This window comes from Kitasatospora sp. NPDC002551, from assembly GCF_040296005.1.
Classification (GTDB): domain Bacteria; phylum Actinomycetota; class Actinomycetes; order Streptomycetales; family Streptomycetaceae; genus Kitasatospora.
The window spans coordinates 37642-61340 of sequence record NZ_JBEOWI010000031.1; the positions used below are offsets into that span (position 1 = coordinate 37642).

Annotated in this window: 21 protein-coding genes; 11 read left to right on the plus strand and 10 right to left on the minus strand. The window is 75.1% G+C overall.

What is annotated here, in order from left to right:
• The first annotated feature begins 98 nt into the window (after positions 1 to 98).
• Entirely contained in the window at positions 99 to 1283 is a 1185-nt protein-coding gene (locus tag ABT093_RS24630) for an LAETG motif-containing sortase-dependent surface protein (RefSeq protein ID WP_350568032.1), read from the plus strand.
• An 85-nt stretch (positions 1284 to 1368) separates the two neighbouring features.
• On the opposite strand, the gene ABT093_RS24635 is transcribed toward ABT093_RS24630, so the two are convergent.
• From ABT093_RS24635 to ABT093_RS24645, 3 genes are all read right to left on the minus strand, one after another.
• Positions 1369 to 2469: a calcium:cation antiporter gene (locus tag ABT093_RS24635; protein WP_350568035.1), complete on the minus strand. Its 1101-nt coding sequence runs from the start codon at positions 2467 to 2469 to the stop codon at positions 1369 to 1371.
• Between the two features lie 73 nt (positions 2470 to 2542).
• A complete protein-coding gene (locus ABT093_RS24640; RefSeq protein ID WP_350568038.1) occupies positions 2543 to 4165 on the minus strand; it encodes a serine/threonine-protein kinase in 1623 nt (540 codons plus the stop codon).
• A gap of 7 nt (positions 4166 to 4172) precedes the next feature.
• A complete protein-coding gene (locus tag ABT093_RS24645; RefSeq protein WP_350568041.1) occupies positions 4173 to 4970 on the minus strand; it encodes a serine/threonine protein kinase in 798 nt (265 codons plus the stop codon).
• A 315-nt stretch (positions 4971 to 5285) separates the two neighbouring features.
• Between ABT093_RS24645 and ABT093_RS24650 the strand changes: the two genes are divergently transcribed.
• The 3 genes from ABT093_RS24650 to ABT093_RS24660 all read left to right on the plus strand — a co-directional run bounded on the left by ABT093_RS24650 (position 5286) and on the right by ABT093_RS24660 (position 8545).
• Positions 5286 to 5705 carry a hypothetical protein gene (locus ABT093_RS24650; RefSeq protein WP_350568043.1) on the plus strand — a complete coding sequence of 140 codons (420 nt, stop codon included), beginning with the start codon at positions 5286 to 5288 and terminating at the stop codon, positions 5703 to 5705.
• Between the two features lie 461 nt (positions 5706 to 6166).
• Complete coding sequence (locus ABT093_RS24655; protein WP_350568046.1) at positions 6167 to 7180, plus strand: polysaccharide deacetylase family protein; 1014 nt, start codon at positions 6167 to 6169, stop codon at positions 7178 to 7180.
• A 153-nt stretch (positions 7181 to 7333) separates the two neighbouring features.
• On the plus strand, positions 7334 to 8545 hold the full coding sequence (locus tag ABT093_RS24660) for a GNAT family N-acetyltransferase (RefSeq protein WP_350568049.1): 1212 nt from the start codon (positions 7334 to 7336) through the stop codon (positions 8543 to 8545).
• A gap of 48 nt (positions 8546 to 8593) precedes the next feature.
• Here ABT093_RS24660 and ABT093_RS24665 read toward each other — a convergent pair whose 3' ends face one another.
• The 3 genes from ABT093_RS24665 to ABT093_RS24675 all read right to left on the minus strand — a co-directional run bounded on the left by ABT093_RS24665 (position 8594) and on the right by ABT093_RS24675 (position 12240).
• On the minus strand, positions 8594 to 9730 hold the full coding sequence (locus tag ABT093_RS24665; RefSeq protein ID WP_350568052.1) for an aminotransferase class I/II-fold pyridoxal phosphate-dependent enzyme: 1137 nt from the start codon (positions 9728 to 9730) through the stop codon (positions 8594 to 8596).
• Between the two features lie 88 nt (positions 9731 to 9818).
• Positions 9819 to 10463, minus strand: coding sequence for a helix-turn-helix transcriptional regulator (locus tag ABT093_RS24670; protein ID WP_350568055.1), 645 nt, complete (start codon positions 10461 to 10463; stop codon positions 9819 to 9821).
• Between the two features lie 109 nt (positions 10464 to 10572).
• A complete protein-coding gene (locus ABT093_RS24675) occupies positions 10573 to 12240 on the minus strand; it encodes a beta-propeller fold lactonase family protein (protein WP_350568058.1) in 1668 nt (555 codons plus the stop codon).
• 306 nt (positions 12241 to 12546) lie between these two features.
• Here ABT093_RS24675 and ABT093_RS24680 point away from each other — a divergent pair, with 306 nt between their 5' ends.
• Complete coding sequence (locus ABT093_RS24680; protein WP_350568061.1) at positions 12547 to 13446, plus strand: PaaX family transcriptional regulator C-terminal domain-containing protein; 900 nt, start codon at positions 12547 to 12549, stop codon at positions 13444 to 13446.
• Between the two features lie 66 nt (positions 13447 to 13512).
• Complete coding sequence (locus ABT093_RS24685) at positions 13513 to 14229, plus strand: hypothetical protein (protein WP_350568064.1); 717 nt, start codon at positions 13513 to 13515, stop codon at positions 14227 to 14229.
• Here the strand turns inward: ABT093_RS24685 and ABT093_RS24690 are convergent.
• The 3 genes from ABT093_RS24690 to ABT093_RS24700 form a co-directional block, all read right to left on the minus strand.
• The gene (locus ABT093_RS24690; RefSeq protein WP_350568198.1) at positions 14219 to 14995 is read right to left on the minus strand and encodes an SAM-dependent methyltransferase; all 777 of its coding nucleotides are present in this window, start codon (positions 14993 to 14995) and stop codon (positions 14219 to 14221) included. The two genes, ABT093_RS24685 and ABT093_RS24690, sit on opposite strands and share 11 nt — an antisense overlap.
• Positions 14996 to 15195: 200 nt before the next feature.
• On the minus strand, positions 15196 to 15621 hold the full coding sequence (locus tag ABT093_RS24695) for a hypothetical protein (RefSeq protein ID WP_350568067.1): 426 nt from the start codon (positions 15619 to 15621) through the stop codon (positions 15196 to 15198).
• Entirely contained in the window at positions 15618 to 17519 is a 1902-nt protein-coding gene (locus tag ABT093_RS24700; protein ID WP_350568070.1) for an AbeC-like domain-containing protein, read from the minus strand. Before ABT093_RS24700 ends, ABT093_RS24695 begins: the two co-directional genes overlap by 4 nt.
• 347 nt (positions 17520 to 17866) lie before the next feature.
• Here ABT093_RS24700 and ABT093_RS24705 point away from each other — a divergent pair, with 347 nt between their 5' ends.
• Positions 17867 to 18346: an RrF2 family transcriptional regulator gene (locus ABT093_RS24705; protein ID WP_350568072.1), complete on the plus strand. Its 480-nt coding sequence runs from the start codon at positions 17867 to 17869 to the stop codon at positions 18344 to 18346.
• A 140-nt stretch (positions 18347 to 18486) separates the two neighbouring features.
• Entirely contained in the window at positions 18487 to 19701 is a 1215-nt protein-coding gene (locus tag ABT093_RS24710; protein WP_350568074.1) for a globin domain-containing protein, read from the plus strand.
• A 55-nt stretch (positions 19702 to 19756) separates the two neighbouring features.
• On the opposite strand, the gene ABT093_RS24715 is transcribed toward ABT093_RS24710, so the two are convergent.
• Positions 19757 to 20602 carry a hypothetical protein gene (locus ABT093_RS24715; RefSeq protein ID WP_350568077.1) on the minus strand — a complete coding sequence of 282 codons (846 nt, stop codon included), beginning with the start codon at positions 20600 to 20602 and terminating at the stop codon, positions 19757 to 19759.
• Between the two features lie 173 nt (positions 20603 to 20775).
• Between ABT093_RS24715 and ABT093_RS24720 the strand changes: the two genes are divergently transcribed.
• Genes ABT093_RS24720 through ABT093_RS24730 form a run of 3 tightly spaced genes read left to right on the plus strand, consistent with a single transcriptional unit; the run spans position 20776 to position 23674 of the window.
• A complete protein-coding gene (locus ABT093_RS24720) occupies positions 20776 to 21525 on the plus strand; it encodes a (Fe-S)-binding protein (RefSeq protein WP_350568079.1) in 750 nt (249 codons plus the stop codon).
• Positions 21522 to 22979, plus strand: a complete 1458-nt coding sequence (locus ABT093_RS24725; RefSeq protein ID WP_350568082.1) for a lactate utilization protein B — start codon at positions 21522 to 21524, stop codon at positions 22977 to 22979. Before ABT093_RS24720 ends, ABT093_RS24725 begins: the two co-directional genes overlap by 4 nt.
• Positions 22976 to 23674 (plus strand): LutC/YkgG family protein, encoded by a 699-nt coding sequence (locus ABT093_RS24730; protein WP_350568085.1) that lies wholly within the window; start codon positions 22976 to 22978, stop codon positions 23672 to 23674. Before ABT093_RS24725 ends, ABT093_RS24730 begins: the two co-directional genes overlap by 4 nt.
• Positions 23675 to 23699 lie beyond the last annotated feature (25 nt).

Here is a 23699-nt window from a genome sequence, read left to right on the forward strand (position 1 = left end):
GGCACCTTGATGCCTCTCGCTCGCCGACCTCCGTCGACCGAGGGGCTCCCACTCCCCGCGCGGTCCCACCGGGCCCGCCGATCCCGTTGGACTCAGCCATGCGCATCCGCTCCACCGCGGCGAGATCCCTCGTCGCCGTCCCCACCGTCGCCGCCCTCCTGCTCGCCGCTCCCGCCGCCGAGGCCACCGCGGGCGGCCAGGCGGCGAAGGGCAACAACGGCACGGTCAAGATCCACGACTCGGTGACGGGCGAGGAGCTCAGGAACAACGAGCCCAAGGTCTGCACCCTCTACCTGGACTCGTTCGGCTTCGACGCGGGCCAGGACATCGTCTGGCTGATCGCCCGGATGCACTCCGGCGGTGGCGGCGGCGAGACCGCCGTCGTGTACGGCGACATCCCGGTGGACGGCAAGGGCCACGTCCGGACCGAGGACATCAACCTGCCGGACGGCCAGTACAAGCTGTACTGGGCGTCGGTGGAGCTGGACCACGGCAAGCTGCCGGCCACGCCGCCGAAGCTCAACAACCCCAAGCACAAGGTGTTCAAGGTGGACTGCGGCGGGCGCACCCCCACGCCGACCGCGACGCCGAGCCCGACCGGCAAGCCGTCCACCACCCCGAGCGCGACCACGAGCGCGACGCCGACGCCCACCAAGCCGGCGCCGGTCCCGCCGAGCCCCACGCCCAGCACGACGCCCAGCGGCACGCCGACCGTCACGCCGACGGTGACGCCGAGCGCCACGCCCACCGTGACCCCGAGCGCCACGCCGACGCAGACGCCGGCCCCGACCACGACGCCGCCGAGCCCGTCGGCCACGCCGAGCGCCACCCCGTCGGTGACCCCGCCGGCCACGCCGACCACCGCGCCGTCCGTCACCCCGTCGGCGGCTCCTTCCACGACACCGTCCACCGCCCCGTCCGCGACGCCGTCGGCCACGCCCGGCGCCACCGGTTCGGCGAGCCCGTCGCCGACCGCCACCCGGGGCGGTCAGGAGCCCGAGCCGACCCCGAGCGGCCCGGCGCCCAGGCCGACCGCGACCGTCCCGGTGCACACCGCGCCGGCCGGAACCGTCGTCAACCCCGACAATCCGCTGATCATGCCGGCCCAGGTCAGCGTGCCCACCCCGATCGCCGGCGCCGCCCCGGCCGGCAAGGACCTCGCCTCCACCGGCAGCAGCGACGGCACCCTGCTGATGGCCGGCGCGGGCACCGTCCTGCTGCTCGGCGGCGCCGGCGCCGTCGTCTACACCCGCCGCCGCCGCGGCTCCGGCGCCGGCGCCTGACGCCCGCGCCCGGGCGCGCACCCGGACGGACGAACGGGCCGGTGACCTCGATGGTCACCGGCCCGTTCGCGTGGGCGTGAACGGCTCAGGGCGTGATCGCCAGCTCCACGTAGGCCGCCAGGATCGCCAGGTGCACCGCGCCCTGGAGCGGCGTCGCCCGGCGCGGGATGACCGTCAGCGTGCCGACCACGATGGTCAGCGTGAGCAGCACCAGGTGGGAGGAGTCCAGGCCGAGCACCAGCGGCCCGGAGAGCCAGTACGAGGCGACGGCCACGGCCGGGATGGTGAGGCCGATGCTCGCCAGCGCCGAGCCCAGCGCCAGGTTGAGGCTGGTCTGCACCCGGTTGCGCTTGGCCGCGCGCAGGGCGGCGATGGTCTCCGGCAGCAGCACGAGCAGCGCGATGACCACACCGACCACCGAGTTCGGCAGCCCGGCCGACTCGACCGCCGACTCGATGGTCGGCGACACGCCCTTGGCCAGGCCGACCACCGACACCAGGGCCACGCCGAGCAGGGCCAGACTGACGACGGTGGCCCGCCGGGTCGGCGGCTCGGCGTGGTCGTCCTCCTCGACGACCTTGCCCTCCGGGGTGACCGGCAGGAAGTACTCCCGGTGGCGGAAGGCCAGGGTGGACACGAACAGCCCGTAGAGCACCAGCGAGGCGGTGGCCGCGAAGGCCAGCTGGGCGGGCGAGAACTGCGGCCCGGGCGAGCTGGTGGTGAAGGTCGGCAGGACGAGGCTCAGCGTGGCGAGGGTGCCGATGCAGGCCAGCGCCGCGCCCGTCCCCTCCGCGTTGAAGACCGCCACCCGGTACTTGCTGGCGGCCACCACGATGGACAGGCCGAGGATGCCGTTGCAGGTGATCATCACCGCGGCGAACACGGTGTCCCGGGCGAGTGTCGCCGCCTTGTCGCCGCCGTCCAGCATCAGGGTGACGATCAGCGCGACCTCGATCACCGTCACCGCGACCGCGAGGACCAGCGAGCCGAACGGCTCGCCCACCTTGTGGGCGATCACCTCCGCGTGGTGCACGGCGGCGAGCACGGCGCCCGCCAGGAACAGCGACACCACGCCCACCACCCACCCGGGGAGTTCGCGGTGCCAGGTCAGGGCAAGGACGGCGAAGGCCAGCAGCGGCACGACGACGGTCCACTGCGCGACGACTGGACGGAGCTTGGTGAACATGCCGCCGAGCATCCCATCCGGAAGCACAGGTTCCGTGGCGGCGCCACCGGAGGGGCCGCAGATGTGGCCGACCTCATGACCCGGCCACCGTACTCCCGTCGTACTCCGCGAGGTACCCGAGGACCTCGGTGACGTGCGGTTTCACCCGATCGGGGACACCACCGGTGTCGGCGACGGTCTTGTCGCTCGTCCGGTAGCCGGCCGTCACCAGGGCGGGCAGCTCGGCCGAGGCGTAGCCGCGCTGCTTGAAGCGCTGGGCGAGCCAGCAGACGTAACCGCCCATCGCGGCGATCGCGTCGTCCGGGTCCAGGTAGCTCTTGACGCCGTCGTGGTCGGCGTCCTGCGCCCAGGCGTTGAAGACGGAGGGCGTCCACATCGCCACGCCGTACTCCCCGGTGGCGGGGCGGGCGGCGGCCGGGTCGAAGCCGGACTCCGCCTTGAGCATCGCGGCCAGCAGCGCCGGGGTGACCTCGGTCTCGGGGCAGCGGCGGGCCGCGTCCTCGATCGGGCCGCGCAGCGCGGCGGGGACGTCGGCGCCGGGCGGGAGCGCGCCGGACCGCGCCGCGGCGGACACCGGCGGCGGCGCCCCGGCCGACGCGGTAGGGGCGGAAGGCTCCGGCGCGCCGGTGAGCACCAGCAGGACGCCGGCCCCGGTGAGCAGCGCCGCCGCGGCGGCGAGGCGGCGGCCCGGCCGCGTCCGGACGGCGGCACGGACGGGACCGGTCGGCGGCGCGCCGGTGCCGGTACCGACGGCGTCCGCGAGCAGCGCCACCAGGTCGACGTCCGCCCGTCGGCGCCGGTCGGCGGCCAGGCAGGCGGTGACCAGCGGCCGCCACCGCTCGGGCAGGGCGGCGTCCAGCCGCAGCGGTGCGGCGCCGCGCGCGTACGCCAGCGCGGCGAGCGAGCGGGCGCGGGCGGTGGCGCCGAGGAACGGGTGCAGGCCGCCGGTGAGCAGCTGGTGGGCGAGGACGCCGAAGGCCCACACGTCGGCGCTCGGGCGCAGCGCCACACCGTGCGGGCCGGTCCGCTGGGACCACCACTCGGGCGGCACGTGGTCGGGCGAGCCGAGTGGCGGGGCGTAGGCGTGGGTGCCGTCGAGCTCGGCGGTCAGGCCGAAGTCGGCGAGCTTGGCGGTGCCGTCGGGCATCAGCAGGACGTTGGCGGGCTTGAGGTCGCCGTGCACCCAGCCGGCGGTGTGCATGTGGCGCAGCCCGGCGGCGACCTCGGCGAGGATCCGGCCGGCGTCCGGGACGGGGCCCGGCGGGCGGGTGCCGGCCAGGACGTCCTGGAGGCTGCGCGCGGCGCGCTCCATCACCAGGGCGAGCGCGCCGTCCAGTTCGGGGTGGGCGGGATCGGCGAGGGTGACCGCGGCGAACGTCCGGATCAGGTGGGGGTGGTCGGCGCTTCGGCTGAACCGCAGTTCGCTGCGGGCGAGTTGGAGCATGGTGTCGCGCTGGCCGGGGCTGAGCCGCCCCGGGTGGAGGAACTTGACGGCCACCTCGGCCGGGCCGTCCGCGGGTGCGCCGCCCCGCGGTCCGGGCGGGTCGCGGCGGGCGGCGTGGACACTGCCCCAGCCGCCGGCGCCGATCCGTTCGCCCACCCGGTACCCCGCCACCCGGTAGCCGGGCGGCACCTCGAACCCGCGCTCGCCGTCCGGCGCCCCGGCCGGGTGCGGCCGCGCCGCGCGTGGTGCCACCGCCGGGTCACCCGCCGCGCCGGGGCGGGAGCAGCGCCAGGTGATCCTCCCGCACGAGGTCGAACCGCAGGGCGAGCGCGACGAGTTCCTCCCGCTTGCCGCCCGGGTCGGCCGGCTCCACCGGGTCGCGCAGCCGGAGCTTGCTGCCGACCAGGTAGTCGATGTGGTAGTTGACCGCCGAGCGGCTGAGGTCCCGGCAGGACGGCAGCTCGCGCAGCCGCGCCACCACCTCGGTGGCACCGGGGACGGCCGCGGCGGACGGCGAGCGCAGCCGCGGCTCGCAGAGCGCCAGCAGGACCAGGAAGTACTTGGCGGTCGGGTCCAGGGCGAACGGGCTGACCGTGCGCTCGCCGCCCGTCTCGGCCGACTCGGCTTCCAGGTAGGCGTGTTGCGGCGCGAAGACCTTGAACACCGCCGGTTCGCCGTGGGCGGGCAGCAGGACCCGGGAGATCTCGAACGGAACGGGCGCGCCGAGCCGCCCGGGGGCGACCTTGACGTGCTCGCCGGCGCCTTCGAGGTTCTCGACGACGTAGGTGGCGGTGGCGCTGAAGTTGGAGAGCCGCCAGTAGTCCTCGGCGGCGGTGATCTCGCCGGCGCGACGCGAAACGCCCGGGTCGGGGATCGGGACGGCGGGCGCGCGCCCGGGCTCGCCGCGCCCGAACGCCGCGGTGTCGCCCGGCCCGAGGTGCAGCAGGGCCGGACGGGTGGGCGGGGCGGTGCGGGGCGGGCGCGACAGGCGGGCGAAGCGTCGGTCGGACGGGGCCGGCGGGCGGGGATCGGGCAACTGCACGATGACCGTGGTCATCCAGCTCACCTCCGGGGGTCGGCCCGATCGTAGCCGTCCGAACCACCCGGCAACCGCAAGCCACCCGGACGAGTGAACGACGTGCCGCCGCCCCCGAGTTGCCGGCTGACGCGGTGTCGATCGGGCCGCCGGCCGCCCGCACCGGCACGTCGGTCCGCTGACACCTGAACGTAACCGTGGCGTCACTGGCGCGATTGCGATACGTAGTTGAACGGTCACCATGAGTGTGATGCAACACACATGGGGAACCTTAAATTTCTGTGCAAGACTCCTTCCGCACGGCAAAATCCCTTTCATTCCAAGGAGGTTGACATCATGCGCGCTCGGATCGTAGCTCTGATGGCGGCGGCGGCAGGAATCACGGCGGCCACGGCCCTTCCGGCGACGGCCGTGACGACCGCGGCCGGTTCCACGCCCGAGACCGGCACCGTCGCGTGCACGACGGTGCTGAACCAGCCGTGTGTCTGGCACGAGACCGACGGGGCGGGCATCGTCGGCGTCGCCCAGGTCTCCGCCAGTCCCAGCCAGTTGACGGTCGTCAAGGTCGAGGTGCGCACCCAGCACGCCTGGGGCAGCCCGTGGGTGACGGCCGCCTCGGCCACCACCTACGCCCAGGGCTTCGCCAAGGCCGTGACACCCCGCGTGGTCACCGAGGACCTGAGGATAGTCTGCGCCACCGCGGGCCCCGCCCAGGATGTGGCGCAGCAGGTGACCACCTGTACCAGCCCGTTCTGATGCCCCGTCCGACGACGGGGATCTGACGGGCCGGTGCCTCGCGCGCACCGGCCCGGGCCGGCCACCGGGTCCGCAACCGGTGGCCGGCGCCGTTCCCGCCCGGCCCTTCCGTCACCGCTCCCACCAGCAATCACTCAGGATGCTCACAGCCGTCGCTCAGGTCACCGGGCCGTCGGCAATGCGCCAACCTCCCGCCGCAACCCGTTCCCGGACGCTCAACCCGGTTCGGAGCATGGCTTTTTGCACTATCTTGGGAATTCGTGGAGCGGGGCGGGCCGCCCACCCAGCAGGCGTGCGCCGAGCGGCCGGGCCTGCCGGTGCAGGGTGCTCCATCCCCGCCGGCACCATCGCACGGGGAGGAAGGGGGGAGCGCGTCCATGCCCGAAGGGACCGCGCATTCGACCGGGGCCGCAGACGGCCCGAGCACCGGAACGGCCACCGGAGCCAGCACGACCACGACCATGACGACCACCGTCGCCCAGACCGGCACCGCACCGACCGGCACCGCGCAAGCCGTCGCCGACCGCCCGGGGACCGCGCCGCCGCGCACCCGGCTCGCCGGACGGCGGGCAACCGTCGACGCCGTCCTGCGCAACTCGCCGCTCCAGCCGCTGTTCCGGCTCGCCGCCACCCGGCGGCTGGCCGTGCTCGCCTACCACGGGGTGGACGCCCCCCGGGTGTTCGCCGCGCAGATGGAGCGCCTGGTGCGGTACGCCCGCCCGGTGTCGCTCGCCGCCGTCGAACAGGCGGTGCGGACCGGCCGACCGCTGCCGCCCCGCAGCGTGCTGGTCACCTTCGACGACGGCGACCGCACGGTGCTCACCGAGGGCCTGCCCGTGCTGACCCGGCTCCGCATTCCCGCCGCCGCCTTCGTGGTCACCGACCTCATCGGCGGCGACCAGCCGTTCTGGTGGCGCGAGGCGGCCTTCCTCGCCGCGCACGGCGGCACCGCCCGCGCCCTGGCCGACTGCCCGCCCGGCGGTGCGGTCCGCACGATGAAAACGCTCTCCGACCGGGACCGCCGCGACGCCCTGGCCGAGCTGCGGGACAGCGCCCGGAGCCCCGCCCCCCGGCAGGAGCAGCTCACCCCCGCCGACCTAGCGGCGCTCGCCCGCGGCGGCGTCGCGATCGGCAACCACACCGCCGGCCACCCGTGTCTCGACCGGTGCGACGGCGACACCGTCCGGAACGAGATCGGCGCCGCGCACCAGGCGCTCACCGGCTGGCTCGACGGCGAGGCGCCCACCGCCTTCGCCTACCCCAACGGCAACCTCGACCAGCGCGCCGAGGCCGAACTGCGCCGCCTGGACTACCGGGTGGGCTTCCTCTTCGACCACCGGCACGACCGGCTGCTGCCGCCGCACCCGCTGCGGATCAGCCGGCTGCGGGTCAACTCGACCACCGGCCGGGACCGGTTCGACACCATCCTCTCCGGCCTGCACCCCGCCGTGCACCACCTGCGCGGCGGGGCCTGACCGAACGGCGAAGGACGAACGCGGGTCGGCCCGGACGGTTTGAACGGAAGCCCGCCTCCCGCGGGCCGGGATCCGGGAGAATACCGACCGGCCCGCGACCGGCCGCCGACCGGCGGCGCACCGGGGACGGGAGAGGCCTGGGGGGCTGCAGACGTGGGAACGGCGCATCCGGAGTCGGCGGTTTCGCGCACCGTACCGGTCCGGTACCGGACGGCCGCGCTACCGGCGGAGGTGGTCGACGGCTGGCGCGAGCTGGCGGCGGGCGAGCCGGGCGGCTCCTGGTTCACCACGCCCGAGTGGGCGCTCGCCTGGTGGGAGACGCTGGGGGCGGCCTCGTCATCGTCCTCGTCATCGTCCTCGTCATCGTCCTCGTCATCGTCCTCGTCCGCGTCCTCGTCCGCGGCCTCGCCCTCGTCCGCCAAGGACGGCGAGATCGTGGTCTGGCGGGACGGGGACGGGCGGGTCGAGGCCGTCGTCCCGCTGCTGCGCACCGTCCAGCGCCTGCATCCGCGCGCGCCGCTGCCCGTGCCCTGCCTGACCGTGCTCGGTTCCGGGCCCGGCGCCGCCGACCACTGCGGCTTCGCCGTCGCCCCGCACCGCCGCGCCGAGGTCGCCGACTGGCTGGCCCGGCGCGGGCGGCGGGCCACCCTGCTGCTCGCCGACCTCGACCCGGAGCAGGCCGGGCTGCTGCCGCCCGGCGCGGTGGAGATCGGCCGCACCCCGTGCCCGCGCGCCGATCTGACGGCCGGGCCGGACGCGCTGGGCTCCCGGCAGTTCCGGGCGAACCTGCGCCGCTACGGCCGCAAGCTGGCCGCCGAGGGGATCACCTTCCGCTGGGTGCCGCCCGCCCTGGCGGTGTCCGAACTCCCGGAGCGCTTCGAGCTGTTGCACACCGCCGTCCGGCTGCACCGGCTGCGCCGGGCCGCGCTCGGCCGGCCGACCACCTTCGACGAGGCCCGCGCGCCGCTGCACCTGCGGGTGATCGAGCGGGCCGCCGACACCGGTCGCGGCGAGGGCCCGGCCTTCCTGGTCGCGCAGCGGGCCGGTGAGGTGGTCGGGGTGCTCTACGGCTTCCAGTGGCGGGACACCTTCGCCTACTACCAGATCGGCTGGGACATGGCCTGGGCGCCGCTGCGGCTCGGCACCGCGGTGATCGCCGAGGCGATCCGGGCGTCCGCCGGACAGGGGCTCACCACCTTCGACTTCCTGCGCGGCACCGAGCCGTACAAGTACCGCTTCGACGCGGTGGACCGCGAGGACGTCTCCTGGCTGGTTCCGCGCGGGGTGCCGGGGGCGCTGCTCGGGCTCAAGTACCGGGCCAAGGCGGCCCGCCGGGCGCCGGAGGCCGGGCCGGCCGGGGACTGACACCCCTCAAGCCGGCCCGCGGGCCCGGTGACCGCGCGGCTCACCGGCTCAGCGGCGGCGGCCCTCCAGCCAGGAGCCGAAGGCCTCCAGGGCGGGCGCCGGGTCGCGGCGGCCGACGCCGATCCGGAACCGGTCGGCGGGCGCCGGGGTCAGCTCCGAGCGGAACACCGAGGCCGGCAGCAGCAGCACGCCGGCCTCCTCGACCAGCCCGGTGCAGAACGCCTCGACCCCGTCCGCGCCGAGGTAGCGCGGGTAGGCGACGCAGCCGCCGTCCGGGGCGCGCCACTCGAAGAGGTCCGCGTGGCGGGCGAAGAACTCGTCGAAGAGCGGCAGGTTGGCCGCGATCAGCGCCCGGTTGCGGGCCAGGATCGGCTCGCGGGCCTTGATCGCGATCCGGGCGAGCAGCTCGCTGGGCGCGGCGTTGCAGATCGTGGTGTAGTGCTTGGCGCGCTCCAGGCGGCTGCGCAACTCCCGGTCGCGGCAGACGATCCAGCCGATCCGCAGACCGGGCAGGCCGAGCGACTTGGAGGTGACGTCCAGCGAGAGGGCGCGCTCGGAGAGGTCCGCCGCGCGCGGCAGGGCGCGCGCCGGGTCACGCTCCAGGCCGCGGTAGACCTCGTCGCTGAACAGGTGGATGCCGCGCTCGTCGCAGAGTTCGGCCAGCCGGGCGAAGTCGGCGGCGTCGATCACCTTCCCGGTGGGGTTGTTGGGGAAGTTGACCGAGACCACCCGGGTGTTGGGGCGCAGCGCGGCGGTGAGCTCGTCGAGGTCGAGCGCCCAGTCCCGGTCGGGGTCGAGGGCGACGCCGGTGACCTCGCAGAGCGAGAGCGGGACGGTTTCGGCGGACTGGTAGTTGGGGGTGAGGACGACGGCGTGGTCGTCCGGGCCGAGCAGCACCTGCATGGCCAGGTTGAGGCCCTCCTGGGCGCCGCCGAAGCAGATCACGTCCTCGGGGCCGGCCTGTTCGTACATGCCGGCGATCGCCTCGCGCAGTCCGGGGTCGCCGAAGGTCTCGGTGTAGCCGAGGGCGAGGGTGTCCCAGGCCTGCCGGTCCTCGGCGTCCGCCAGGGCGAGCAGCTCGGACATCGCCATGGTCTGCGCGTCGGAGGCGGTGAGGTGGTGGCGGGCGGTGAACTCCCAGCGGGAGAAGTACGTCTCCAGCCGGAAGTCGGGGAGCCGGGTCATGGCGGTTCTCGTTTCTCGGTGCGCTCGGTGCGCTCGATGTGCTCGATGTGCTCGGTGCGCTCGGTACGGTCAGCGGGTCGGGTCGGTCCTACGGCTGCGCGGGTCCGGGCGTGCCGCGCAGTTCGGCGAGCAGGGTGTAGACGGTGGAGCGGGACACCTTGAGCGCCGTCGCGACGGCCGGGACGGCGCGGCGGACGGCGAGCACCCCGGCCCGGTCGAGTTCGCGGAGCACGGCGAGCCGGTCCTCGCGGCCGAGCCGCTCCAGCGGGCGTCCGTGGGCGCGGACGTAGCCGCCGATCACCTCGTTCATCCGCTCGGTCCAGTCCTGCTCGAAGAGCGGTTCCGGGCGCGGGGCGGTCGGCGCGGCGAAGGCGGCGAGCAGCGCGGAGGCGTGCTCCAGCGGTCCTCGGTCGAGGTTGACGCACAGCACGGCGGCGGGCCGGCCGTCCTCGTCGCGGAGCACGGCGCTGACCGAGGAGAGCCGCCGGCCGTCCGGCAGCAGCTTCGGGTACGGGCCGTAGACGTCGGGCGCGGCCTGGTCGAGCGCGTCGAGTTCGCCGAGCAGCGAGGGGTCGCCCGGCGCGCGGTCTCCCATCGGGTTCCAGACGGCGAGCACCTCGTCGCGGACGGCGTCGTGCAGCACCACCTCGGCGTAGGGGCCGAGCAGCAGGGCCACGGCCTGGCAGGCGGGGGCCCAGGCGCGCAACCGCGGGTCGGGGGTCTCGGTGGTCACTTCTGGACTGTACGTCCAGCCTGGACGTTTCGTCCAGAGGTCGAGGCGCGGCGGGCCCGCGCCCGGGGTTCGTCCGCCCCGGGCGCGGCCCCGCCGTGTCCGGACCGGTTCAGTCGCAGGTGATCGCCAGCAGTGCGACCCGGCAGGTGCGACTCGCCGTGTCGTCGGCGGCCACCGGGTCGGCCGGGGCGCCGGCCGTGCGGGCCGCGGTGACGGTGAACGTCCGGCCGAGGTTGAGCAGCAGGCCCACCTGCAGGGTGAGGTGGCGGGTGGTGCTCGTGCCGGCGGCCAGCGGGGCGGTGAGCGCGCAGGTCAGGCGTCCGGCGGCGACGGTGCAGTCCGTGCTGCTCGCGGCGAGGCCGGCCGGCAGGGCGGCCGCCACGGTGGCGGCGGTCGCCTCGCCGGGGCCCTGGTTGGTGACGGTGAGGGTGTAGTCGACCCGTCCGCCGAACAGACCGGACACCGGGGAGGCGGCGAGCGCGAGCGCGAGGTCGGCGGTGGGCGCCTCGTAGCCGAACCGGTCGGCGGCCACGACGGCGCTGGTGCCGCCGGGCGCGGTGACCCGTACGTCGACCGGGCCGGCGGCGGCCGCGGCCGGCGCGGTGGCGATGCAGGCGGTCGCGGTGCAGGAGAAGGAGGTGGCGTTCCCGGCGGCGCCGAAGCTCACCGCGGTCGCACCGGCCAGGTCGGTGCCGGTGACGGTGACGACCGTGCCGCCGGCCTGCGGGCCGCTCGCCGGGCTGATCCCGGTGACCACCGGCACCGGCAGCGGGAAGTCGAGGACGCTGACCGCGGCGGCGTCGAAGTCCGCCAGGTAGCCGCGCCGGCCGTCGGGGGCGACGGCCAGGGTGAACGGGCTCGTGCCGACCGGGACGGTGGCGGTGACGGTGCCGCTCGCGGCGTCGAGCACGCTGAGCGTGTTGTCGGCGTAGTTCCCGGCGTAGACGGACCGGCCGTCGGGGGCGACGGCGACGGCGTACGGGTTGGCGCCGACCTCGACGGTGTCGGCGACGGTGCCGGTCGCGAGGTCCAGCGCGCTGACCGTGGAGTCACCGCCGTTGCCGGTCCACAGTTCGGAGCCGTCGGGGGTCAGGGCGAGGCCGAACACGCCGTGGCCGACGGCTATCGAGGAACTCACCGCGGCGGTGGCGGTGTCGATCACGTCGACCCGCTGGGCGCCGGAGGCGGCGACGTACACATGGGCGCCGTCGGGCGCGACCGCCACCCCGTGCGGCTCGGCGCCGACCGGGACGGTGGCGGTCACGGTGTCGGTCGCGGTGTCGAGCACGCTGACGGTGCCGGCGGCCGCGTTGGTCACGTACGCGCGGGCGCCGTCGGGGGCGAGCGCCACGCCGAAGGCGCCGCGGCCGACCGGGACGGTGGCGGTGACGGCGTTGGTCGCGGTGTCCACCACGCTGACCGTGCCGGTCAGGTGGTGGGTGAGGTAGGCGCGGGCGCCGTTCGGGGCGAGGGCGACCGCGTACGAGCCGGTGCCCGCGGTGAAGGTGCCGGCGACCGTGCCGGTGGCGGTGGACAGCACGGTCACCGTGCCGCTGCTCTGGCTGGTCACATAGGCCCGGGTGCCGTCCGGCGCGAGCGCGACGCCGGCCGGGTGGGGGGCGACGGCGACGGTGGCCGCCACCGCGGGCGGCGGCGCCGCGTTCGCGCCCGCGGCGCCGGCGGCCGCCGTTCCGGGGTGCGCGAGCAGAACGGCGGTGGCCGCGCCGACGGCGGCCACGGCCGTCCAGGAGCGGCGCGGGGAGGGGCGTGTGGTCACGGGATCTCCAGACTCGTCGGTTCGTCGGTCGGTTCACCGGGCGGCGCTCGGTCCCCGCGGTGCGAGCCGGGGGACCGCCGGATCGCCCGAAGCGTAGAAGCAGGATTGACGAAGCGTCAGGAGATGAGCGGGATTGTTGCCAAGCGTTCAATTCCGGTCAGTTGGTCCCTGTTCGAACCTTCCGGACATCGGCATTCACGTGTGAAACGATCGTCGATACATCGATAGTTCTGCCCGTACTACACTCATCGGGAGGAGATCCGCGACGCGGCGGGTGGCACGCACGGGGTGTGAGGAGCGGCGGCGATGGCCGAGGAGGCGCGGGCCGAGGTGCCCACCCGGACCCTGGTCGAGGGCATGGTCCGGGCGGACGGCACCGTCGACGCCGGTGAGCTGTACGGGGTCGCGGGCGCCCTCGGCATGACCGACCAGCAGGTGCGTCTGTGCGTCAAGCGGATGGCCGCCGACGGCCTGCTCGTCCAGGAGGGCCGCGGCCGGCGCGCCGTGCTGCGCGAGACCGACCGGGCCCGCCGCTCCGCCGAGCCCGAGGTCGGGTTCGTCCGCCACATGTACGCCCAGGACGCCGGGCTCGCGCCCTGGGACGGCCGCTGGCACCTCGTCGCCTTCGCCGTCCCCGAATCCGCCCGCGCCGCCCGCGACGCCCTGCGCGAAGCCCTGGTCCGGCTCGGCGGCGCGGCCCTCCAGGGCGGGCTCTACGTCAGCGCCAACGCCTGGGAGCCCTACGTCGGGGCCGAGGTCGACCACCTCGGCGTCCGGGACTGCGTCACCCTGCTCACCAGCACCGACCTGCGCATCGCCGGCGAGGACGACCCGCTCGCCCTGGCCCGCCGGCTCTGGCCGCTGGACGACCTCGCCGAGGGCCACCGCCGCCTCGCCGTCCTCGCCGCCGACCGCCTCGCCCGGCTGTCCGCCACCGCCCCCGGCGCCGCGCCCACCCGGATCGAGCGGCTCGCGATCGCGGTCGAACTGGCCGCCGAGTTCACCCGCGCCACCGCGCCGGACCCGCTGCTGCCGCCCGAGCTCCTCCCCCACCCCTGGCCCGGCGCCGAGGCCCGGGCGCTCACCGCCGACTGCTGGCGCCTGCTGCGCCGCGCCGACCACGACGCCGCCGAACCGGGCCCCCGCTTCTTCCAGCGCTACGACGAGGTCATGACCGAAATCACCGGCGAGCCCCGCACAACCTGAACCGGCACCCCGGCCGGCACGGCAAAGCGGCTGGACCGCCCCGGGCACGCGTGCTGTACTCGGCCCATGGAGAACGGCGACGGGCGAATGCGGCTGCGGGTGACGAGCCATCCGGTGGCCCGCGCCGGATCACGGCTCGGCCGGATCCTGGACACCGGTCCGATGCTCCGCAACACCTTCCTCCACCCGCCGGATCAGCAGGTCGGCCACCTCCGCGCGAGCCGCGCCGACCTGCTGCGCCTCGGCGCCCTGTTCCGCGTCGCCGCCGCGAGCCCGCACAGCGCGGTGCACATCCCGGTCCCACCGGGGGCCCGGCCGATGTCCGGCGGCTGTGCCGACACCTGGCCGACGCCCCTGCTGCTGGCCCGTACGGACACCGGACTGCGGCCCTCCGACTGGCCGGCGCTGCGGCGCGGGATGCGCCGGACCTCCTCGCCCCTGACGGTGACCGCCCCCGCGCCGCGCTCCGCCGACCGGCCCGACGAGGTCCGCCACCGGGCCGAGCACCGCCCCGCCCGCTTCGCCCGGCACGCCGGGACGACCGTCATCACCGCCCGCGCCGAACTCCTGTTCCGGATGGGGGACTCGCTCACCGCCGCCGGGGAAGCCGTCGCACGGGACCCCCGCGTCCACCGGCACGGCGAGAGCCTCGTCGGGGACCTGGTCGGCTTCTTCGAGCCCAGGTACACGGAGTACCCCATGCACGCGCTCTGCGTCGTCGCGGTCGACCCGATCTTCCACCGGGCCCGCTGGAAGAAGCGGCGTACGCCCGTCAGCGCTTGACGGCCACGCCGCCGTACATCGCGATGTCCTGGTCGCGGACCGACGGCGCGCCGGGCCGTGGGTGCCAGTGGTGGACCAGGGTGACGCCCGGGTCCAGCAGCTCGTAGCCGTCGAAGAAGGCGAGCGTCTCGGCCCGGTCGCGGATCTGCAGCGGGATGCCGCGGGTGTTGTACTCACGGCCCACGCCGCCGACGCCGACCGGGTCGGTGTCGCCGGTGAAGACGGTCAGGGCGAGGAAGCTGCCCGGCGCCAGCCGGTCCATCAGACGGCGGACGACGCCCTGCGGGTCGTCCTCGTCGAGGACCAGGTGCACGATCGCGATCAGCGAGAGCGCCACCGGCCGCGCGAGGTCCAGCGCCTCGCGCAGCTGCGGCGCGTCCAGGATCGCGTCGACGTCGCGCAGGTCGGCCTCCAGGTAGGAGGTGCGGCCCTCGGGCCGGCTGGACATCAGCGCGCGGGCGTGGGTCAGCACGATCGGGTCGTTGTCGACGTACACCACCCGCGACCGCGGCGCCACCTCCTGGGCGATCTCGTGCACGTTCGGCGAGGAGGGGATGCCCGCGCCGATGTCCAGGAACTGCCGCACACCGTGCTCCTCGGCGAGGTGGCGGACCACCCGCTCCATGAAGCCGCGGGTGGTCCGCATCGAGGTCGGCAGGGCGGGCCAGGCCCGCACCGCGGCGTGCGCGGCGGTGCGGTCCGGCTCGAAGTTGGTCTTGCCGCCGATGAGGTAGTCGTACACCCGCGCCGAGTGCGGGACGTCCATCCGCAGTTCGAGCCCCGTCCGGCCGCCCCCGCCCGGCCGCTCTCCCGGTACCCCGTCAGTGCGCGCCATCCCGCCCCTCCCGCTTCCCCGTCGCCGCTCCGTGCAGGCCCCGCCGGCGGCGTTCCCGCGTCGACCCCGCGGGCGGAACGCCTTGGTGCGCATGGTAACCACAGCGCGCGGAGGGACGGCCGGTCGGGGCCTCAGATCTGCCCGAACAGCGCCGCGAAGGCTGCCTCCAGACCGCTCACCGCCGCGGTGAGCACCGCGACCGTGCGCAGCGCGTCGGCCACCGTGCGGACCCGGCGGCGCAGCGGCCCCTCGCGGGGTTCGTCGAGGGCGGTCTCGTCGAGGATGCCGGCGAGCGCGGCGTCGGCGTCCTCGGCGTCCTCCTCCGGTACGGCGCCCGGCTGTTCGGCGCGCAGCCGGGCGAGCGCGGCGCGCAGCGCCTCGGCCGCCGTGCGCAGTCCCTCGGGGCCGGCCGGCACGGCGGCCCCGGCGGCGCCCGCGCCGATCGACACCGTCGCGCCCTGGCCGCCGGCCACCGGGCCGTGCACGGTGGAGCCGACCACCTGGATGCCGCCCTCGTTGCGGTTGCCGCCCGGCGCCGCGTCCGGCTGTCGCGTCATGTCCCCTGTCCGTCCGCTAGGTTGACGTTGGATCCGGCGCCTCCGGCGACCGGTCCGCGCACGTCGGAGCCGATCACCTGGACACCGCCGTTGTTCACGTTGGTGATGTTCTGGGCCTGCTTCTCGAAGGCGGCGCTGTCGTAGCCGCGCGTCCGCAGTTCGTCGCCGACCGCGCTGAACACCCGCTGGGTGACGGTGTTGAGGAAGCGCTGCACGTCGTGCGCCTGGAAGATGTTCTGGAACTCGTCCGACGCCCCGAGTTCGCGCACGCTCAGCCGGGGCGCGTAGTCGACCGCGTACCCGGCCCGGACCAGGTGGCGGTAGCGGGCGGAGAGCCGGGCGGCGCGGCGGCGCGACTCCCGGACCTCGCGGAGCTGGCCCACCGCGATCCCGAGGTCGCCGATCAGGGAGCGCGCGGACCAGCCGAGCGCGTTCAGCCCGTGTTCGAGGTCGGTGCGGTGACCGAGCAGGTCGACCACGTGGTAGGCCGGCGCCACCGGCCCCAGCGCGTAGGGCAGCCACTCCACGTAGAGCAGCCCGCCCCGGGTGGTGATGCGCACCAGGACGGTGACCACCACCTCCTCGTGCCAGGAGCCGACCCGGATCGCCAGGTAGTGGCGCAGCCGCTCGTGCCCGGTACGGCTCAGCAGGTCCGCCCAGGCGGGTTCGAGCAGGACGTGTCCGCCGGCCCGGCCGGACATCGCACCGAGCCAGCCGCGCGGGTCGTCGTGCCGCAGACTGGGCCGGAACACCCGGTCGGTGACGGTGAGTCCGCGCAGGGGGTCCTCCGGGTAGCCCTGGTCCTGCGCGAGCGCGCGCACCCGGGCGGTGACGGCGTGGTAGAGGACGGCGGCGTCGATCGGGTCGGCGCCGCGGCCCCGGGCGGCCCGGTCGGCGGAGGGGCGCAGTTCGAAGGTCATCCGCCAGGTGCGTCCGGCCGCGCCGAGGCCGACCAGCGGCGCCTCCCGCCGGTAGAGCAGTTCCGGTCCGCTCTGCTGCTCGCCCAGCCGCTCGTACAGCCAGGACGCCTTCGCGCCCCTGGGCTCCGGCGGCGGGACGGCGCCGGGTTCCGGGTCGGCGAAGGCCTCCAGGCGGCGGCGGATCCGGTAGCGGAGCCCCGCGAGGACCAGCCACAGCGGCACGAGCGCCAGGGCGGTGGTGGCGGCTTCCTCGCGCAGCACTCTCCAGAAGAACTCGGGGTCGAGGAGCCAGTGGCTCCAGCTGTCGAGGTCCGACAGGAGGGTGTTCTCCCCGTAGTCGCGCCAGAACCTGAACTCGTAGTAGCCGTAGAGGACCAGGCGGGCGGCCACCAGCGCGAGGGCCGCCGCCACGGTCCGGCGGAACAGGCCGGCGGCCGGGGTCCACGGCTTGCCGCGCGCGACCGGCCGGCCGACGTCCAGCCGCTCGACCTCCAGCCCGAGGCGGTGGTCCATCCGATCGGTGCCGGCGCCGCGGAAGATCCCCAGCAGGACGACCAGCGTGACGGCCAGGACCGCGCTGGGCACCCCGAAGACCGGGGAGCCGAGGACGAGGACGAGCAGGCAGAGCGCGCCGCTCCAGGCCTCCCAGCGGCGGGCGGTGAGCGCCTCGTGCAGGACCCGGACCAGGTCGGTGCCGGGCGAGGGGGCGGGGATGCGGAAGGACTGCTCGACGAGTTCCTCGACCACCTTCGCGCGGAAGCGGCGGTCCAGCCAGGCGGCGGCGCACAGGTAGCGGGTGGCATCGCCGGGGACGGGGCCGGCCTGGTGGCGCAGGTTCTCGGGCGTCGCCGGCACGGCGGTCGAGGCCGGAGGCGGCCCGGCGGGCGGCACGCCGGCGGCGGACGGCGAGGCGGCGGACGGCGGTGCGGCGGCCGACGGCGAGGCGTCGGGCGGCGGGCCCGTGAGCGGCGGCGGCACGGCGTGCGCGGCGATGGACGGGCCGGGGTGCGTCGGCGTGGCCTGCGGCGCGGGCCGGACCGGGCCGAGCGGGATCGGCCGGGCCGGCGGATACCCCGGCGGCGGGGCGGGCGGTCGCGGCGGCGGATACGTCGGTGGTCCCTGTGGCGGAGGTGGCGGCTGAGTGCCACTGTCCATGTTTCCCCCATTCCCCCGCCCGCTGGTCGGCGAACGAGCTTGGCCAGTAAAGCAGTTGACCTTCGGGACGGACAGCCTCCGGGAACCGCCGCCGGGTAACGGTTCGGCTCCGCACCGTGGCGCGTGCAGGAAATTGGAGTCCTGGAGTCGCATTCGCTAGCCTTTCGAACGTGAGGCTGACCAAGAGCACCGACATCGCCCTCCGCATCGCCATGCGGCTGGCCGTCCTCGACGAGGGGGCCAACCCGACCACCCGCGAGGTGGCCGAGGCGGTCGGCGTGCCGTACACCCACGCCGCCAAGGTGGTCAGCCGGATGCAGCACCTTGGCATGGTGGAGGCGCGGCGCGGCCGGGGCGGGGGCCTGTCCCTCACCCCGCTCGGACGCGACGGCTCGCTCGGAGTCCTGCTGCGCGAACTGGAGGGGGTGGGCGACGTGGTCGGCTGCGAGGACGAACCGCCGTGCCCGCTGCGGTCGGCCTGCCGGCTGCGCGGGGCACTGCGCACCGCGCAGGAGGCGTTCTTCGCCACGCTCGACCCGCTCTCGATCGGCGGTCTGGTGACCACGCCGACCGGCCCCGTCCTGTTCGACCTCACCCTGAGACCGGGTCTCGCCCCGATTCCCGAACCCGTCGCCGGCCCCACCGGCTGACGCGCTCCGGCACACCCCGACGCACCACCGCACCACCCCGCGCACGGCCCCACCGTCGCACCACGCCACCTCCCACGCCGGTCCGCGCATCCGCACGGCCGAAAATACGACTCTCAGATACCAATTCAGGAGTGCCAGCGATGCTGTCCGCCAAGTCCGCCGAGGTCGTCGAAGCCACCCTGCCCGTCGTGGGCGGTGCGATCGGCGACATCACGCCGCTCTTCTACCGGAAGATGTTCGCCGCTCACCCGGAGCTGCTGACCGACCTGTTCAACCGGGGCAACCAGGCCAACGGCACCCAGCGGCAGGCGCTCGCGGGCTCGATAGCCGCCTTCGCCACCGCGCTGATCGCCGCCCCGGACAGCCGTCCGGACGCGCTGCTCGCCCGCATCGCCCACAAGCACGTCTCGGTCGGCATCAACAACGACCAGTACCGGATCGTCCACGAGCACCTGTTCGCCGCCATCGTCGAGGTGCTCGGCGAGGCCGTCACCCCCGAGGTCGCCGCCGCCTGGGACGAGGTCTACTGGCTGATGGCCAACGCGCTGATCGCCATCGAGGACCGGCTGCGCGAGGAGACCGCCGCGGCCCAGAGCCTGGACCCGGCCGACCTGTGGCGCCCCTACACCGTGATCGCCCGCTACCAGGAGACCGACGACGTCACCACCTACCTGGTCCGCCCGGCCGACGGCAAGCCGCTGCCGGCCGCCAGGCCCGGCCAGTACGTCTCGGTGCGCGCCGAACTCCCGGACGGCGCCCGGCAGATCCGCCAGTACAGCCTCTCCGGCGCCCCGGACGGCGCGCTCCAGTTCAGCGTGAAGCGCGCCGTCGCGGACCTCGCCGGCGGCCCCGTCGGCGAGGTCTCCAACCACCTGCACGAGACCCTGCGGGCCGGCGACACCCTGGACATCACCCCGCCGTTCGGCGACGTCGCGCTCGCCGAGGGCGACGGTCCGGTGCTGCTCGCCTCGGCCGGCATCGGCAACACGCCGATGACCGCGATGCTGGCCCACCTCGCCGCCACCGGCTCCACCCGCCGGGTCGTCACCGTGCACGGCGACCGCGACCAGTTGTCGCACGCCTTCCGCGCCGACCTCACCCAGCTGACCGCCAAGCTGCCGAACGCCACCACCCACGTCTTCTACGAGCGGCCGCTCGGCGACTGGCCTGCCGACCGCACCGGCCTGGTCGACCTGGCCTCGGTCGAGATCCCGGCGGGCACCACCGCCTACCTGTGCGGCCCGCTGCCCTTCCTGCGCGCCGCCCGGGGCCAGCTCCTGGCGGCGGGCGTCCCGGCCGCCGACATCCACTACGAGGTGTTCGGCCCGGACCTCTGGCTCGGCCAGGACGCCTGACGCCGGTAGGCCCCCGCGGAACCGCCGTTCGTCCCCCGCCCGCGCGGCACGCCGCTCAGTGCGGCGGGACGAACGGCGGTTCGGCGTCGACGGTCACCAGCGGCACCTTGCCGGACTGGCTGCACAGGAACGGCTTGCCCTCGGTGCCGGAGCAGGCGTTCCACAGATAGATCCACACTTCGCAGACGTCCCCCTGGTCGATGTCGAAGACGACCGGGAAGAGCCGGCTTCCGGGGAAGGGCCCACCCGAGATTCCGGTGAGGTCGGAGATCGCCAGGTTCACCGTTTCCCCGGAGCCCGGGGTCATGCCGACGCGGTTCCACAGGGTGATCTCGGTCTTGGCGCTCTGCACCATGTTCCGGTAGACGATCGCCCCCGCTCCGCCCCGGGTCTGCAGATTGGGATCGGTCTGGAGGTCGACGAAGGAGTGCTCGTACGTCCCCTGGGGGGTGACGACGATCGCCGCCCTCGTACTGGCGCGGACGAAGAAGCTGAAGCCGGCGCCCGAGAAGGTGTCGCCCCCGAGCAGCGTCATGTGCCCGTCGAGCCGTGACAGCGGGAGCCCGAGGCCGGTCTGCCAGCTGTTGTCGTAGGGCGCCGCCACCACCTGGCTGCCGGGGTGGACATCGACCGTGAGCTGGACGAGCTCCGGCCGGACGCGATGGAGGAGACCCTCCAGCAGGTCGCGCTTGAAATCCTCGACCAGCTCACCGCCGCCCTGCGGCACCAGGGCCACGAGGTCGTCGGGATACCGGCGGCGGCCACGCAACTCGGCCACCTGGGCCGCACCGAATTCCGCGAGATACTGTTCGAATTCCTTGGCGGCGGATTCCTGGTTTAAGTCGTCCGGGGTGACCCGGCTGATCGGCCGGGCGACCTCTCGGGCTATTGCCCTGGTCATGGTGTCACCTCTGAAATGCACGCTCGCGGTTCGGGGAGTGACGGCCCGGTTCCGTTCCGTCGTCCTTCGGACCGCGTGGCGACGTGGAATTCCCTGTTCCCAGCGTGCGCGCATCGGGCGGTGATTTCCAGTAGCATCCGGCTCGAAACCGGACCGAGGGCACGGGAGGACCGTTGCGCGTCGCGTTGTTCGCCACCTGCGTCAACGACGCGCTGCTGCCGTCCACCGCGATCGCCACCGTCCGGCTGCTGGAGCGCCTCGGCGTCGACGTCGATTTCCCGCCCGCGCAGAGCTGTTGCGGCCAGCCGCAGTACAACAGCGGGTACCCGAAGGCCTGCGAACCGCTGGTGCGCCGCACCGTCCGGGCCTTCGCCGGGTACGAGCACGTGGTCGCGCCCTCCGGCTCCTGCGTGGCCATGGTGCGCGACGCCCACCCCCGGATCGCCGCCCGCGCCGGCGGCCGACTCCCCGCCGCCGTCGCCGAGTTGACGCCCCGGGTGTACGAGCTGGCCGAGTTCCTCACCGACGTGCTGGGCGTCGAGGACGTCGGGGCGTGGTTCCCGCACCGGGTCACCTACCACCCCTCCTGCCACGGCCTGCGACTGCTCGGCCTCGGCGACCGCCCGCTGCGGCTGCTGCGCGCCGTGCGCGGGCTGGAGCTGCTCGAACTGCCCGAAGCCGAGGAGTGCTGCGGCTTCGGCGGCACCTTCGCCGTCAAGAACCCGGCGGTCTCCGCCGCGATGGCCGCCGACAAGACCGCGAACGCCCTGGCCACCGGCGCCGAGGTGCTGTGCGGCGGCGACAACTCCTGCCTGCTGCACCTCGGCGGCACGCTGCGCCGCCAGGGCGCGCGGCTGCGCCCGCTCCACCTCGCCGAGATCCTCGCCAGCACCGAGGCCGCACCCTGGCGGGCGGCGCCGTGAGCGGGACCTTCCTCGGCATGCCCGCCTTCCCGCCGGGCGTCTCCCCCGGAACAACCTTCCCGCAGGCCGCCGCCCGCGCCGTACGCGACGAGCGGCTGCGCGCCAACCTGCGGCGCGCCACCCGCACCATCCGGGACAAGCGCGCCCGCGCCGTCGCCGAGCTCTCCGACTGGGCCGGGCTGCGCGCCGCCGCGAAGGCCGTCAAGGACCGCACCCTGAGCCGACTGGACCACCACCTCGTCCGGTTGGAGCGTCAGGTGACCGCCGCCGGCGGCACCGTGCACTGGGCCGCCGACGCCGCCGAGGCCAACCGGATCGTCACCGCCCTGGTCCGGGCCGCCGGCGCCCGCGAGGTGGTCAAGGTCAAGTCCATGGCCACCCAGGAGATCGGGCTCAACGAGGCGCTGGCCGAGGCCGGCATCCACGCCTACGAGACCGATCTCGCCGAGCTGATCGTCCAGTTGGGCGACGACCGGCCCTCCCACCTGCTCGTCCCGGCGATCCACCGCAACCGCGGCGAGATCCGGGAGATCTTCGCCCGGCGGATGGCCGACTGGGGCCGCCCGGCCCCCGACGGACTGACCGACGCGCCCGCCGAACTCGCCGAGGCGGCCCGGCTGCACCTGCGGGAGAAGTTCCTGCGGGCCGAAGTCGCCGTCTCCGGCGCCAACTTCATGATCGCCGAGACCGGCACCCTGGTGGTCGTCGAGTCCGAGGGCAACGGACGGATGTGCCTCACCCTCCCCCGCACCCTGATCTCGGTGGTCGGCATCGAGAAGGTCCTGCCCACCTGGCAGGACCTGGAGGTCTTCCTGCAACTGCTGCCCCGCTCCGCCACCGCCGAGCGGATGAACCCCTACACCTCGCTCTGGACCGGCACCCACGCCGACGGCCCGGGCGGCGACGGGCCCGAGGAGTTCCACCTCGTCCTGCTCGACAACGGCCGCACCGACGCGCTCGCCGACCGGGTCGGCCGCCAGACGCTGCGCTGCATCCGCTGCTCGGCCTGCCTCAACGTCTGCCCCGTGTACGAGCGGGCCGGCGGCCACGCCTACGGCTCGGTCTACCCGGGCCCGATCGGCGCCGTCCTCACTCCCCAACTGCGCGGCACCGACAGCCCGCTGGACGCCTCGCTGCCGTACGCCTCGACGCTCTGCGGGGCCTGTTACGAGGTCTGCCCGGTGGCCATCGACATCCCCGAGGTGCTGGTCCACCTGCGCGAACGGGTCGCCGGGCAGCGCGGCCACCGGCTGGAGCGCGCCGCGATGGCCGCCGCCACGTACGTGCTCGACCGCCCCGCCCTGCTGCGGGCCGCCGAACGGGCCGCCGCCCGCACCCGCCGGCTCCACCCGCGCCGCCTCCCCGGCCCCGGCCGGGCCTGGACCGACACCCGCGACCTGCCGGCCGTCCCGGCGGAACCGTTCCGCGACTGGTGGCGGAGGAACCGCGGATGAACACGCCCCCGAACCCGAGCCCGGCCCCGCCCACCGGCTCGCGCGACCTGGTGCTCGCCCGGATCCGTGCCGCGCTGCGCACCGGCGGCGACGCCCCGCTCCCGGACGAGGCGCCCGTGCCGCGCGACTACCTGCGCAGCCACGTCCCCGCCGACGACCCCGCCGCACTGCTCGACCTGCTGCACCGCAACCTCGCCGACTACCGCGCCCTGGTCCACCGCTGCACCCCCGACCGGCTGCCCCTGCTGCTCGCCGCCCTGTACGAGGCCCGCGGCGCCCGCACCGTGGCCGTGCCGCCCGGTCTGCCGCCCGAGTGGCTCGCCATCGCCCACGCCCGGCCACTGCCGGACGACGGCCCCGAAGGACCGCTCAGCGCCGCCCGCCTGGACACCGTCGACAGCGTGCTCACCGGCTGCGCCCTGGCGATCGCCGAGACCGGCACCCTCGTCCTGGACGCCGGCCCGGCCCAGGGCCGCCGCCTGCTCACGCTCGTCCCCGACCACCACGTCTGCGTGGTCCTGGCCCCCGACCAGCTGGTCGCCTCCGTCCCGCTCGCCCTCCCCCGCCTCGACCCCACCCGCCCGCAGACCTGGATCTCCGGCCCCTCGGCCACCAGCGACATCGAACTCACCCGCGTCGAGGGCGTCCACGGCCCCCGCACCCTGGAGGTCGTCCTGGTCACCGACGCCGGCTGAGCCCCGCCGCCCGCTGCCCGCTCGC